Here is a 14,451-nt window from a genome sequence, read left to right as displayed (position 1 = left end):
CTACTATAGGGATGTGATGTGATGATGAATCATTATTATTCCCGTAATCCAGAAACAGAAAGTAATCCGGTATATTGGGAGTTTCGTCTTCGTGGACAAACATTTGGATTTAAAACAGACCAAGGTGTTTTTTCAAAAAAAGAAGTAGATTTTGGTTCGAGGTTTTTAATTGATGTGTTCGACATGCCTGATATTACTGGTCCAATCCTTGATGTAGGTTGTGGATACGGTCCAATTGGTTTAGCGATTGCAAAAATGTCAGTGAATCGTACTGTTCATATGATCGATGTAAATCAACGTGCACTAAACTTGGCAACGGAAAATGCGAAGTCTAATTCCATTACAAATGTTGAAATATACGAAAGTGATAGATTTGAAAATGTAAAGGAAACAGAATTTGCTGCGATTGTAACAAACCCGCCTATACGAGCCGGGAAAAATGTTGTACATGATATTTTAACAAACAGCTACAAGCATCTAAAAGCAGGTGGTGAGCTTTGGGTCGTCATCCAAAAAAAACAAGGTGCTCCGTCAGCCAAGGCTAAATTAGAAGAAATTTTTGAAGAAGTTGAAGTTGTAGGTAAAAATAAAGGATATTATATATTAAAAGCGAAAAGGCTTGACGAGTAGTTTTGTATGTGTTAGCATTAAAAAATGCCAATATGATATTTTCTATAATTATATCCAAATTCAATATGTTAAGAATATTTTTTGGCTATTATGGAAAATACTTATAAAATAATAGCTCGTCATGTGGAAATTGTGGTTTTTATAGAAAACCCTTTTTCTTTTTGTCTTATGTCAGTCTGGTTGTCCTGCCATTAGACATAATAGATGCAACCAAAACGCTTGATTTGAGGGGTGAATTTAGTTGACAGGTCAACTTGTTCAGTATGGACGACACCGCCAACGCAGAAGTTTTGCGCGTATTAGCGAAGTTCTAGAATTACCAAATCTTATTGAAATTCAAACCTCTTCGTATCAATGGTTTCTTGATGAGGGTTTGAGAGAAATGTTCCAAGACATTTCGCCTATTGAAGATTTCGCTGGAAATCTATCTTTAGAATTTATTGATTATAGTCTCGGCGAACCAAAATACTCTGTGGAAGAGTGTAAAGAACGTGATGTTACGTATTCTGCATCTCTTCGTGTAAAAGTTCGTCTTGTAAATAAAGAGACTGGTGAAGTGAAAGATCAAGATGTATTTATGGGTGATTTCCCATTAATGACAGAAACAGGTACGTTTATCATTAATGGTGCAGAACGAGTTATTGTATCACAGCTTGTTCGATCACCGAGTGTGTATTTTAACGGAAAAATGGATAAAAACGGAAAGCAAGGTTTTGGTGCGACTGTTATTCCAAACCGTGGTGCTTGGCTCGAATACGAAACAGATGCAAAAGATGTAGTTTATGTACGTATTGATCGTACAAGAAAATTACCTGTAACTGTTCTTTTGCGTGCTCTCGGGTTCGGCTCTGATCAAGAAATCATCGATCTATTAGGAGACAACGAGTACATTCGTAATACTCTTGAAAAAGATAATACGGAGAGTACGGAAAAGGCGTTGTTAGAAATCTATGAACGTTTACGTCCAGGTGAACCTCCTACAGTAGAAAATGCAAAAAGTTTATTAATATCACGTTTCTTTGATCCAAAACGCTATGATTTAGCAAATGTTGGACGCTATAAAATTAATAAAAAGCTACATTTAAAAAATCGTCTTTTCGGTCAGAGATTAGCAGAAACGCTAGCGGATCCTGAAACAGGTGAAATTATCGCAGAAGAGGGAACTACTCTTGACCGCCGTACATTAGATAAAATCTTACCTAATTTGGAAAATGGAACTGGTTTTAAAGTCTACCCACAAGTTGGTGGTGTGGTAGAAGATGATATCGTTCTTCAATCCATAAAAATTTATGCTCCGATTGACGATGGAGAAAAGGTAATAAATGTAATAGGTAATGCTAACGTAGATGCAAGTGTAAAAAACATTACACCTGCAGATATTATTTCTTCCATTAGTTATTTCTTTAATTTACTACACGGGGTTGGTATTACTGATGATATTGACCATTTAGGAAACCGTCGACTACGCTCTGTTGGCGAATTGTTGCAAAATCAATTCCGTATCGGATTATCGCGTATGGAAAGAGTTGTTCGTGAAAGAATGTCCATCCAAGACATAAACACGATAACACCACAGCAATTAATTAACATTCGCCCAGTCATTGCTGCTATTAAAGAATTCTTTGGTAGCTCGCAGCTTTCACAGTTTATGGACCAAACCAATCCGCTAGCAGAATTAACGCATAAACGAAGACTTTCTGCATTAGGACCTGGTGGTTTAACTCGTGAACGTGCAGGAATGGAAGTACGTGACGTTCACTATTCGCATTATGGTCGTATGTGTCCGATTGAAACGCCAGAGGGTCCAAACATTGGGTTGATTAACTCACTTTCGTCATATGCGAAAGTAAATCCATATGGATTTATTGAAACACCTTATCGCCGCGTTGATCCTGAAACTGGTAAGTTAACAGATCAGATTGATTATTTGACTGCAGATGAAGAAGATAATTACGTTGTAGCACAGGCAAATTCTAGAATTGCTGAAGATGGTTCATTTGCCGATGAAGAAGTTATTGCTCGTTTTAGAGGTGAAAATACTGCGTTTAAGCGTGACCGCATCGACTATATGGATGTATCACCTAAGCAAGTAGTTTCTGCCGCAACTGCATGTATTCCATTCTTAGAAAATGACGATTCAAACCGTGCATTAATGGGAGCGAACATGCAACGTCAAGCAGTACCTCTAATGCAGCCGGAAGCTCCAATTGTTGGAACAGGTATGGAACATGTTTCAGCTAAAGACTCCGGAGCAGCGGTAATTTGTAAACATGATGGAATTGTTGAGCATGTTGAAGCGCGAGAAATTTGGGTGCGTCAAGTTAAAAATATTGATGGCCAAGAAGTTAAAGGTGATTTAAATAAATATCGCCTACAAAAATTTATTCGTTCAAACCAAGGAACATGCTACAATCAACGTCCAATTGTTAGTGTTGGCGATCGTGTTGTAAAAGGTGAAGTACTTGGTGATGGACCTTCCATGGAGAAAGCGGAACTAGCACTAGGTCGAAATGTACTAGTAGCATTTATGACTTGGGATGGCTATAACTATGAAGATGCCATTATTATGAGCGAAAGACTTGTTAAAGATGATGTTTACACATCTATCCATATAGAAGAATATGAATCGGAAGCCCGAGATACAAAACTAGGGCCAGAAGAAATGACACGTGATATCCCGAATGTTGGGGAAGATGCTCTACGTAACTTAGATGAGCGTGGAATAATCCGTGTTGGTGCAGAAGTAAAAGACGGAGATCTGCTTGTCGGTAAAGTAACGCCAAAAGGTGTGACAGAACTTACAGCTGAAGAACGTTTGTTGCATGCAATCTTTGGTGAAAAAGCGCGTGAAGTCCGTGATACTTCACTACGAGTACCACATGGCGGTGAAGGAATTGTCTTAGATGTTAAAGTCTTTAACCGTGAAGATGGAGATGAACTTCCGCCGGGTGTTAATCAACTCGTACGTGTATACATTGTGCAAAAACGTAAAATTCACCAAGGGGATAAAATGGCGGGACGCCACGGTAACAAAGGGGTAATTTCCCGTATTCTCCCTGAAGAAGATATGCCATTCTTACCTGATGGTACACCGGTAGATATTATGTTAAATCCACTAGGGGTTCCTTCTCGTATGAATATCGGTCAGGTTCTTGAATTACATTTAGGTATGGCAGCAAGGTATCTTGGTATACATGTAGCAACACCAGTTTTTGACGGTGCAACAGAAGAAGATGTTTGGGAAACAATTGAAGAAGCCGGTATGGCGAACGATGCGAAAACAATCCTCTATGATGGTCGTACAGGGGAACCGTTTGATAATCGTGTATCAGTTGGTATCATGTATATGATTAAATTGGCACACATGGTAGACGACAAGCTCCATGCTCGTTCAACAGGACCATACTCACTTGTAACTCAACAGCCGCTCGGTGGTAAAGCACAATTCGGTGGACAACGTTTTGGTGAGATGGAGGTATGGGCACTTGAAGCATATGGTGCTGCATATACACTACAAGAAATCCTAACAGTTAAGTCTGATGACGTTGTAGGACGTGTGAAAACTTATGAGGCTATTGTAAAAGGTGAAAATGTTCCTGAACCGGGTGTTCCTGAATCATTTAAAGTATTGATCAAGGAATTACAAAGTTTAGGTATGGATGTCAAGATTCTATCTAGCGATGATCAAGAAATTGAAATGCGAGACTTAGAAGATGAAGATGATGTAAATCAAGCTGACACTTTAAACATCGCACCTGAGTCTAGAGAAGAATCAGAAATTGTTGCCTCAAAGGAATAAGTCCTTTTAGACAGTTAGAAATATATATTCAATTGATTAATGTTGCTCTAGCGCCAAGCCCCTTAGGTTTCGTCTCATGGAGGTAGGCCTAAGCGAAAAGGCGCTAGTTGTATTTCTTCGGGTAAAACTTGTAGACGAAAAGGGAGGTAGACCCTTGATAGATGTAAATAATTTTGAGTATATGAAAATTGGTCTTGCTTCACCAGATAAAATCCGCTCTTGGTCTTTTGGCGAAGTAAAAAAACCAGAAACAATCAATTATAGAACTTTGAAGCCTGAAAAAGACGGTCTATTTTGTGAACGTATATTTGGTCCACAAAAGGACTGGGAATGTCATTGCGGAAAGTATAAACGTGTACGATATAAAGGCGTAGTATGTGACCGCTGTGGTGTTGAAGTTACTCGTTCAAAAGTCCGTCGTGAACGTATGGGTCATATTGAACTTGCTGCACCAGTTTCGCATATTTGGTATTTCAAAGGAATTCCAAGTCGTATGGGTCTTGTATTAGACATGTCCCCACGCGCATTAGAAGAAGTCATCTATTTCGCTTCCTATGTAGTAACTGAAACAGGAGATACACCATTAGAAAAGAAACAACTTCTTTCTGAAAAAGAATATCGTGCATATCGCGAAAAATACGGTAATAAGTTCCAAGCATCAATGGGTGCGGAGGCTGTGAAAAAACTACTCCAAGATATTGATGTAAACAAAGAAGTAGATATGCTAAAAGAGGAGCTTAAAACAGCTCAAGGACAACGTCGTACAAGAGCGATTAAACGACTAGAAGTTTTAGAAGCATTCCGTCACTCCGGAAACGAACCTGACTGGATGATTTTAGACGTTCTACCTGTTATTCCACCTGAATTAAGACCGATGGTTCAATTAGAAGGTGGACGTTTCGCTACTTCCGATTTAAATGATTTATATCGTCGAGTGATTAATCGTAATAATCGCTTAAAACGACTTTTAGATTTAGGTGCTCCTAGCATTATTGTGCAAAACGAAAAACGTATGCTTCAAGAAGCTGTAGATGCCTTAATTGATAATGGACGTCGTGGTCGTCCTGTAACAGGGCCGGGAAATCGCCCGCTTAAATCTCTTTCACATATGTTAAAAGGAAAGCAAGGACGTTTCCGTCAAAACCTTCTTGGTAAACGTGTAGATTACTCTGGTCGTTCTGTAATCGTCGTTGGACCAAGTTTGAAAATGTATCAATGTGGTCTTCCAAAAGAAATGGCCCTTGAATTATTCAAGCCTTTTGTAATGAAAGAGCTTGTTGAAAAAGGTTTGGCTCATAATATTAAAAGTGCAAAACGAAAAATTGAACGTGTTCAACCTGAAGTTTGGGACGTTTTAGAGGAAGTAATCAAAGAACACCCGGTATTATTGAACCGTGCACCAACTCTGCATAGATTAGGTATTCAAGCGTTTGAACCAACACTTGTTGAGGGTCGCGCAATTCGCCTGCATCCACTTGTTTGTACTGCATATAATGCAGACTTTGATGGAGACCAAATGGCGGTTCACGTACCTCTTTCTGCTGAAGCACAAGCAGAAGCACGACTATTAATGCTGGCTGCTCAAAACATTCTTAACCCGAAAGATGGTAAGCCGGTTGTAACACCTTCTCAAGATATGGTATTAGGTAACTACTATCTAACATTAGAACGTGAAGGTGCGGTTGGAGAAGGTAAAATCTTCAAAGATATAAATGAGGCTTTACTTGCTTATCAAAATGGGTACGTTCATTTGCATACGCGTATTGCCGTACATGCAAGTTCGGTGAATAATCAAACATTTACTGAAGAACAAAAATCGAAACTTCTTATCACAACTGTAGGTAAATTAATTTTCAATGAAATATTACCTGAGTCATTCCCTTATATGAATGAACCAACAAAAATGAATTTGGAAGAAAAAACTCCGGAGAAATACTTTGTTGATACAGATGTCGATGTGAAAGAACATATTAGTAAACAACCAATTATCAAGCCATTTATTAAAAAGTTTCTTGGAAATATCATCGCGGAAGTCTTTAAACGTTTCCAAATAACTGAAACATCAAAAATGCTTGACCGTATGAAGGATTTAGGATTTAAATATTCTACCAAAGCCGGGATCACGGTTGGTGTCGCTGATATCGTTGTATTAGGCGAAAAAGAGCATATTTTAGCAGATGCTCAAAGCAAAGTTGATAATGTTATGAAACAATTCAGACGTGGTCTAATTACTGAAGATGAACGTTATGATCGAGTTATCTCTATTTGGAGTGCTGCGAAGGATACTATTCAAGGAAAACTAATGGAATCACTCGATAAACGAAATCCAATCTTCATGATGAGTGACTCAGGTGCCCGTGGTAACGCATCTAACTTTACACAGTTAGCGGGTATGCGTGGATTGATGGCCAACCCGGCAGGTCGTATCATTGAGTTGCCAATTAAATCAAGTTTCCGTGAAGGATTAACTGTATTGGAATACTTTATCTCCACTCACGGTGCGCGTAAAGGTCTTGCTGATACAGCATTAAAAACAGCTGACTCAGGTTACTTAACACGTCGTCTTGTTGATGTTGCACAGGATGTAATTGTTCGTGAAGATGATTGTGGTACCGATAGGGGATTATTAGTTGGTTCACTAAAAGAAGGTACAGAAATAATCGAAACATTAGAAGAACGATTAATTGGTCGCTATGCAAGAAAAGCGATTAAACATCCTGAAACTGGGGAAGTACTTGTTGCTGAAAATGGTTTAATTACGGAAGACTTATCGAAAGAAATTGTTAATGCGGGAATTGAAGAAGTATGGATTCGTTCAGCATTTACATGTAATACACGTCACGGTGTTTGTAAAAAATGTTATGGACGTAACTTAGCGACTGGTCAGGAAGTTGAAGTAGGTGAAGCGGTTGGTATTATCGCCGCGCAATCGATCGGGGAACCAGGTACACAGTTAACGATGCGTACATTCCATACTGGTGGGGTTGCCGGAGACGATATTACACAAGGTCTGCCTCGTATTCAAGAGCTATTTGAAGCTCGTAATCCAAAAGGACAGTCGATTATTTCAGAAATTGATGGTGTTGTCGTTTCGATTACTGAAGGAAGAGACCGACAACAAGAAATTTCAGTTCAAGGTGATGTCGAAACGAGGACATACAATGCTCCATATACTTCACGCCTAAAAGTGGCTGTAAATAGTAAAGTAGAACGCGGACAAGAATTAACAGAAGGTTCAATTGATCCGAAAGAATTACTTAAAGTTCGTGATGTTAATTCTGTTCAAGAGTATCTCCTTAAAGAGGTACAGAAGGTTTATCGTATGCAAGGGGTAGAAATTGGCGATAAGCATATCGAAGTAATGGTTCGCCAAATGCTTCGTAAAGTAAGAGTAATCAACGCTGGAGATACAGATGTATTACCAGGATCATTACTTGATATCCATCAGTTTACCGATGCAAACGAAAAGGTTATTTTAGAAGGGAAATTACCAGCTACAGGTCGTCCTGTATTACTTGGTATTACGAAAGCATCGCTTGAAACGGATTCCTTCCTTTCAGCGGCGTCATTCCAAGAGACAACACGTGTACTAACAGATGCAGCGATTAAAGGAAAACGTGATGAACTACTTGGATTAAAGGAAAATGTTATTATCGGAAAACTTGTTCCTGCAGGTACTGGTATGCAACGTTACCGTAGAGCAGAACCCGTTGTTCCTTTAGAAGAAGATGAACATGCTATCGTAGAATAATAAAGGTAAGTAGGATGGCAAAATTGGAAGAAAGGTATATATTCCTGATATCTTTCAATAGTAGTAGTCCTTTCTATGAACTCAGATTGTGCTGCCGGTAGAAATTACCGGCGCACGTTTGATTTTTATTTTTTAACTGTGTTGACATTAATATTTGAAAATGATACTATATTCAAGGTGCTCCTATCATACACCTGTTGCTTTGGAGGATATGATAAATGTCTTATGAAAAAGTAAAGCAGGCTAAACAAATTGTTGTAGGAACAAAACAAACAGTAAAAGCTCTTAAAAATAACAACATGGATGAACTGCTTGTAGCTGAGGACGCTGATCCTGCAGTTGTTAAAAATGTAATTCAGGTTGCAAACGATATGAACGTACCGATTACGATGGTTGATTCAATGAAGAAACTCGGAAAGGTATGCGGAATAGAAGTTGGGGCTGCTGCTGTTGCGGTTATTTATTAAAACTGTTTTTGCAGAACAAACTGCAGAAACTTTGTTTTTGCTTTAAAATGAACCACCTGGATGTGTGGGCTTAAACAAAATCGGAAGGGAGGATATATTAATGCCTACTATTAATCAATTAGTACGTAAACCTCGTAAATCAAAAATTACAAAGTCTAAGTCTCCAGCACTTAATAAAGGTTATAATAGCTTTAAAAAAGTGAACACAGACATAACTTCACCACAAAAACGTGGTGTATGTACACGTGTCGGTACAATGACACCGAAAAAACCGAACTCAGCGCTTCGTAAATATGCCCGTGTTCGTTTAACAAACGGTATTGAGGTAACTGCTTATATTCCTGGTATTGGCCATAACTTACAAGAACACAGCGTTGTATTAATTCGCGGTGGACGTGTAAAAGACTTACCGGGGGTACGTTATCATATCGTACGTGGTGCGCTAGATACAGCTGGTGTTGACAGCCGTAGACAAGGCCGTTCAAAATACGGTACTAAGCGTCCGAAAGAGAAAAAATAATAACATTTAACTATAAACCTTTCTGAAAGGAGGAAATACAATGCCACGTAAAGGCCCTGTTGCAAAAAGAGATGTATTACCAGATCCGATTTATAAATCAAAATTAGTTACACGTTTAATTAACAAAATGATGGTAGATGGTAAGAGAGGTAAGTCTCAAACTATTCTTTATTCATCTTTTGATATCATTCGTGAACGTACTGGTAAAGATCCAATGGAAGTGTTTGATCAAGCACTTAAAAACATCATGCCTGTACTTGAAGTTAGAGCGCGTCGTGTAGGTGGTGCTAACTATCAAGTTCCTGTAGAAGTTCGTCCTGAACGTCGTACTACATTAGGTTTACGTTGGTTAGTAAACTACGCTCGTCTTCGTGGAGAAAAAACGATGGAAGAGCGTTTAGCTAACGAAATTTTAGATGCAGCTAATAATACTGGTGCTGCTGTTAAAAAGCGTGAAGATACTCATAAGATGGCAGAAGCAAACAAAGCGTTTGCTCACTATCGTTGGTAATCTAACCTTCAATCAAAAAATACTATTCTCATATTAGGAAGGAGAAAAAACCAATGGCAAGAGAGTTCTCCTTAGAAAATACTCGCAATATCGGTATCATGGCACACATCGATGCTGGTAAAACGACAACAACTGAGCGTGTCCTTTATTACACTGGTAAAATTCATAAAATCGGTGAAACACATGAAGGTGCATCTCAAATGGACTGGATGGAGCAAGAACAAGAACGTGGTATCACAATTACATCTGCTGCAACAACTGCACAATGGAAAGGTCACCGCGTAAACATTATCGATACACCAGGACACGTAGACTTCACAGTTGAAGTTGAACGTTCACTTCGTGTACTAGATGGTGCGGTAGCTGTTCTTGATGCCCAATCCGGGGTTGAACCTCAAACAGAAACTGTTTGGCGCCAAGCAACAACATATGGAGTACCACGTGTTGTATTCGTTAATAAAATGGATAAAATCGGTGCGGATTTCTTATATTCTGTAGGCACTTTACATGACCGTTTACAAGCAAACGCTCATGCGATCCAATTACCAATTGGAGCCGAAGATCAATTCGAAGGTATTATTGACCTCGTTGAAATGAAGGCTATTATGTATGGTAATGATTTAGGGACTGAGATTGAAGAAACTGAAATCCCTGCTGAATACAAGGATCAAGCTGAAGAATATCGTGAAAAATTAATCGAAGCGGTTGCTGAACTTGATGAAGAATTGATGGAAAAATACCTTGGCGGTGAAGAAATCACTGTTGAAGAGCTAAAAGCGGCTATTCGTAAAGGTACTGTTAATGTAGAATTCTACCCAGTTATCTGTGGATCAGCATTTAAAAACAAAGGTGTTCAATTAATGCTTGATGCGGTTATTGACTATCTTCCATCTCCGTTAGATGTGCCTGCTATTAAAGGTACTGCACCTGATTCAGATGAAGTAATCGAAAAGCATTCAAGCGATGATGAACCATTTGCGGCGTTAGCATTTAAAGTAATGACTGACCCTTATGTTGGTAAGTTAACGTTCTTCCGTGTATATTCTGGTACATTAAGCTCTGGTTCTTATGTACAGAACTCTACTAAAGGAAAACGTGAACGTGTTGGTCGTATTCTTCAAATGCACGCAAATCACCGTGCTGAAATTACTGAAGTTCATGCTGGGGATATCGCAGCTGCTGTTGGTCTTAAAGATACGACAACAGGGGACACTCTATGTGATGAAAAAGATCTAGTTATCTTAGAATCAATGGAATTCCCTGAACCAGTTATTCAATTATCTGTAGAGCCGAAATCTAAAGCTGACCAAGATAAAATGACGACAGCATTACAAAAACTTCAGGAGGAAGATCCTACATTCCGTGCACATACTGACCAAGAAACTGGACAAGTTATCATTGCGGGTATGGGTGAGCTTCACTTAGACATTCTAGTTGATCGTATGAAACGTGAATTCAAAGTTGAAGCGAATGTTGGTGCACCTCAAGTTGCTTACCGTGAAACTTTCCGTTCAAGCGCGCAAGTACAAGGTAAGTTTGCTCGTCAATCTGGTGGACGCGGTCAATATGGTGACGTTTGGATCGAATTCTCTCCAAACGAAGAAGGAAAAGGTTTTGAATTTGAAAACGCAATTGTTGGTGGTGTTGTTCCACGTGAATACATCCCGGCTGTTGAAGCTGGACTAGTAGACGCACTAGAACGCGGTGTACTAGCAGGCTATCCATTAGTTGATATCAAAGCAAAACTTTATGATGGTTCTTACCATGATGTTGACTCAAGTGAAATGGCGTTCAAAATTGCTGCATCTCTAGCACTTAAAAATGCAGCATCAAAATGTAACCCAGTAATCCTTGAACCGACTATGAGAGTTGAAGTTGTAATCCCTGAAGAATACCTAGGTGATATTATGGGTCAAATTACAGCTCGTCGTGGCCGTGTTGAAGGTATGGAAGCTCGCGGAAATGCACAAGTAGTTCGCGCGATGGTTCCACTTTCAGAAATGTTTGGTTATGCAACAGCACTTCGTTCTAGTACACAAGGTCGCGGTGTGTTCACAATGCACTTTGATCATTACGAAGAAGTACCAAAAGCAATTGCTGAAGAAATTATCAAAAAAAATAAAGGTGAATAATTGATTTCTGATCCTTTATAAAGTATAACTACATTATATGAAATGATTGCTTTAAAGATGAGCGCTCATCTTTAAAGCGTCATATATATACTTAAATAAAATTAAAAATTGAGGAGGATTTTCCTAATGGCTAAAGCTAAATTCGACCGTTCTAAAACACATGCTAACATTGGTACAATCGGACACGTTGACCATGGTAAAACAACTTTAACTGCTGCAATCACTACTGTTCTTGCAAAATCTGGTGGTGCTGAAGCACGTGGATATGATCAAATCGATGGTGCTCCAGAAGAACGTGAACGTGGTATTACAATCAATACTTCACACGTAGAATATGAAACTGCTACTCGTCACTATGCACACGTTGACTGCCCAGGACATGCTGACTATGTTAAAAACATGATCACTGGTGCTGCACAAATGGATGGCGGTATTTTAGTAGTATCTGCTGCTGATGGTCCAATGCCACAAACTCGTGAGCATATCCTACTTTCTCGTAACGTAGGTGTACCATACCTAGTTGTATTCTTAAACAAATGTGATATGGTAGATGACGAAGAATTATTAGAATTAGTAGAAATGGAAGTTCGTGACCTTCTTTCTGAATATGGTTACCCTGGAGACGATGTTCCAGTAATCAAAGGTTCTGCTCTTAAAGCACTTGAAGGAGACCCAGTTTGGGAAGAAAAAATCACTGAGTTAATGGCTGCAGTTGACGAATTCATTCCAACTCCAGAACGTGACAATGAAAAACCATTTATGATGCCTGTTGAGGATGTATTCTCAATCACAGGTCGTGGTACTGTTGCTACAGGCCGTGTAGAACGTGGCCAAGTTAAAGTTGGTGATGTAGTTGAAATCATCGGTTTAGCTGAAGAAGCAAAATCTACTACTGTAACAGGTGTTGAAATGTTCCGTAAGCTTCTTGACTATGCAGAAGCTGGAGATAACATCGGTGCACTTCTTCGTGGGGTTGCTCGTGAAGAAATTCAACGTGGTCAAGTTCTTGCTAAACCAGGAACAATTACACCACATACTGAGTTCAAAGCTGAAGTTTACGTTTTATCTAAAGAAGAAGGTGGACGTCACACTCCATTCTTTTCTAACTATCGCCCACAATTTTATTTCCGTACTACAGATGTAACTGGTATCGTTCATCTTAACGAAGGTACTGAAATGGTAATGCCTGGTGATAACACAGAAATGAACGTTGAACTTATCTCTCCAATCGCGATTGAAGAAGGAACTCGTTTCTCAATCCGTGAAGGTGGACGTACAGTTGGTTCAGGTGTTGTAACTACAATCATTAAATAATAATTTCAAAAGATAGATAAAGCAGGCGGTGACGATCGCCTGCTTTTTTCTGTGTTCTAGTGAATCGAAACAATCATTATTTTACAACAATTACAGATACACTTGAACAACATGAAATAAGTATGTATAATGTAAAAAGTGTTAAAAACCAAACAAATAACTATTATAGTATTGCATAGTTTCTATGTTTTATGTATAATAGAGAATGTTGGTCTTTGACTGCGATGATGTGGGAGGTTGCTGACACACCCGGCCGCTTTGCCATGGCGCGTGTGTGGGAAATTTCCACGGAGAATGTCTATTCTAAAAATAGGCGATAAAGGAGGGAAAATAATGGCAAAACAAAAAATTCGTATTCGTTTAAAGGCTTATGATCACAGAATCCTTGATCAATCTGCAGAGAAAATTGTTGAAACAGCGAAAAGATCTGGTGCTAGCGTATCTGGTCCGATTCCGCTTCCAACTGAAAAATCTGTATACACAATCTTACGTGCGGTGCACAAATATAAAGATTCTCGTGAACAATTCGAAATGCGCACACATAAGCGTCTAATCGACATCGTAAATCCTACTCCACAAACAGTAGATTCATTGATGCGTTTGGACTTGCCATCTGGTGTAGATATCGAAATTAAACTTTAATAAATAAAATAGTTAATTAATATTAGGAGGTGTGACTCATGACCAAAGGAATCTTAGGAAGAAAAATCGGTATGACGCAAATATTTGCTGAAAATGGTGATCTTATCCCAGTAACTGTTGTTGAAGCAACTCCAAACGTTGTTCTTCAAAAGAAAACAATTGAAAATGATGGCTACGAAGCGATCCAATTAGGTTTCGAAGACAAACGTGAACAGTTATCAAACAAACCGGAAAAAGGTCATGTATCAAAAGTAAATACTGCTCCTAAGCGCTTCATTCGCGAATTCGACGCAGTAAACTCTAATGAGTATGAAATTGGTCAAGAAGTCAAGGTTGATATTTTTGCAGAAGGTGACATCATTGATGTAACTGGAATTTCTAAAGGTAAAGGTTTCCAAGGTGTTATTAAACGCCACGGACAATCTCGTGGTCCAATGGCTCACGGTTCCCGTTATCATCGTCGCCCAGGATCAATGGGTCCTGTAGCTCCAAACCGCGTTTTCAAGCAAAAAGCGTTGCCTGGCCGTATGGGTGGAGAGCAAATTACGATTCAAAACCTAGAAGTTGTTAAAGTAGATGCAGAACGTAATCTTATCCTTATTAAGGGTAATGTTCCTGGTCCTAAAAAAGCATTGCTTAAAATCAAATCTGCGATTAAAGCAAAGTAATTTAATTAGAAAGAAAG

The 14,451-nt window shown here is 38.9% G+C and carries 10 protein-coding genes; all 10 read left to right on the top strand.

Going from position 1 to position 14,451, the window contains the following annotated elements:
• Positions 1–21: 21 nt before the first annotated feature.
• Positions 22–630 carry a class I SAM-dependent methyltransferase gene (locus tag MKY81_RS04075; RefSeq protein WP_066226654.1) on the top strand — a complete coding sequence of 203 codons (609 nt, stop codon included), beginning with the start codon at positions 22–24 and terminating at the stop codon, positions 628–630.
• Positions 631–871: 241 nt separating this feature from the next.
• Entirely contained in the window at positions 872–4,429 is a 3,558-nt protein-coding gene (gene rpoB / locus MKY81_RS04070) for a DNA-directed RNA polymerase subunit beta (protein WP_066226657.1), read from the top strand.
• A gap of 154 nt (positions 4,430–4,583) precedes the next feature.
• On the top strand, positions 4,584–8,180 hold the full coding sequence (rpoC, locus tag MKY81_RS04065; RefSeq protein ID WP_325948195.1) for a DNA-directed RNA polymerase subunit beta': 3,597 nt from the start codon (positions 4,584–4,586) through the stop codon (positions 8,178–8,180).
• 218 nt (positions 8,181–8,398) lie between these two features.
• Positions 8,399–8,647, top strand: a complete 249-nt coding sequence (locus MKY81_RS04060; RefSeq protein WP_066226661.1) for a 50S ribosomal protein L7ae-like protein — start codon at positions 8,399–8,401, stop codon at positions 8,645–8,647.
• 100 nt (positions 8,648–8,747) lie between these two features.
• Positions 8,748–9,167 (top strand): 30S ribosomal protein S12, encoded by a 420-nt coding sequence (rpsL, locus tag MKY81_RS04055; RefSeq protein WP_066226663.1) that lies wholly within the window; start codon positions 8,748–8,750, stop codon positions 9,165–9,167.
• 40 nt (positions 9,168–9,207) lie between these two features.
• Complete coding sequence (rpsG, locus tag MKY81_RS04050; protein ID WP_066226665.1) at positions 9,208–9,678, top strand: 30S ribosomal protein S7; 471 nt, start codon at positions 9,208–9,210, stop codon at positions 9,676–9,678.
• A 53-nt stretch (positions 9,679–9,731) separates the two neighbouring features.
• Positions 9,732–11,810: an elongation factor G gene (fusA, locus tag MKY81_RS04045; RefSeq protein WP_108072413.1), complete on the top strand. Its 2,079-nt coding sequence runs from the start codon at positions 9,732–9,734 to the stop codon at positions 11,808–11,810.
• A gap of 126 nt (positions 11,811–11,936) precedes the next feature.
• Positions 11,937–13,124: an elongation factor Tu gene (gene tuf / locus MKY81_RS04040; protein ID WP_108072414.1), complete on the top strand. Its 1,188-nt coding sequence runs from the start codon at positions 11,937–11,939 to the stop codon at positions 13,122–13,124.
• Between the two features lie 333 nt (positions 13,125–13,457).
• A complete protein-coding gene (gene rpsJ / locus MKY81_RS04035; RefSeq protein ID WP_025729837.1) occupies positions 13,458–13,766 on the top strand; it encodes a 30S ribosomal protein S10 in 309 nt (102 codons plus the stop codon).
• Positions 13,767–13,804: 38 nt separating this feature from the next.
• On the top strand, positions 13,805–14,434 hold the full coding sequence (gene rplC, locus MKY81_RS04030; RefSeq protein ID WP_341116855.1) for a 50S ribosomal protein L3: 630 nt from the start codon (positions 13,805–13,807) through the stop codon (positions 14,432–14,434).
• The last annotated feature ends 17 nt before the right edge of the window (positions 14,435–14,451 follow it).

It is taken from the genome of Heyndrickxia sp. FSL W8-0423 (assembly GCF_038009395.1).
Lineage (GTDB): Bacteria > Bacillota > Bacilli > Bacillales > Bacillaceae_C > Heyndrickxia > Heyndrickxia sporothermodurans.
The sequence above is the reverse complement of the archived record's forward strand: the minus strand, read 5'-3'. Positions and strand labels throughout refer to the sequence as shown.

What these genes read in the sequence shown, in the direction of transcription:
- MKY81_RS04075 (WP_066226654.1), top strand. Translation starts at nt 22, where the DNA reads ATGATGAATCATTATTATTCCCGTAATCCAGAAACAGAAAGTAATCCG.
- MKY81_RS04060 (WP_066226661.1), top strand. Translation starts at nt 8,399, where the DNA reads ATGTCTTATGAAAAAGTAAAGCAGGCTAAACAAATTGTTGTAGGAACA.
- rpsL (WP_066226663.1), top strand. Translation starts at nt 8,748, where the DNA reads ATGCCTACTATTAATCAATTAGTACGTAAACCTCGTAAATCAAAAATT.
- rpsG (WP_066226665.1), top strand. Translation starts at nt 9,208, where the DNA reads ATGCCACGTAAAGGCCCTGTTGCAAAAAGAGATGTATTACCAGATCCG.
- fusA (WP_108072413.1), top strand. Translation starts at nt 9,732, where the DNA reads ATGGCAAGAGAGTTCTCCTTAGAAAATACTCGCAATATCGGTATCATG.
- tuf (WP_108072414.1), top strand. Translation starts at nt 11,937, where the DNA reads ATGGCTAAAGCTAAATTCGACCGTTCTAAAACACATGCTAACATTGGT.
- rpsJ (WP_025729837.1), top strand. Translation starts at nt 13,458, where the DNA reads ATGGCAAAACAAAAAATTCGTATTCGTTTAAAGGCTTATGATCACAGA.
- rplC (WP_341116855.1), top strand. Translation starts at nt 13,805, where the DNA reads ATGACCAAAGGAATCTTAGGAAGAAAAATCGGTATGACGCAAATATTT.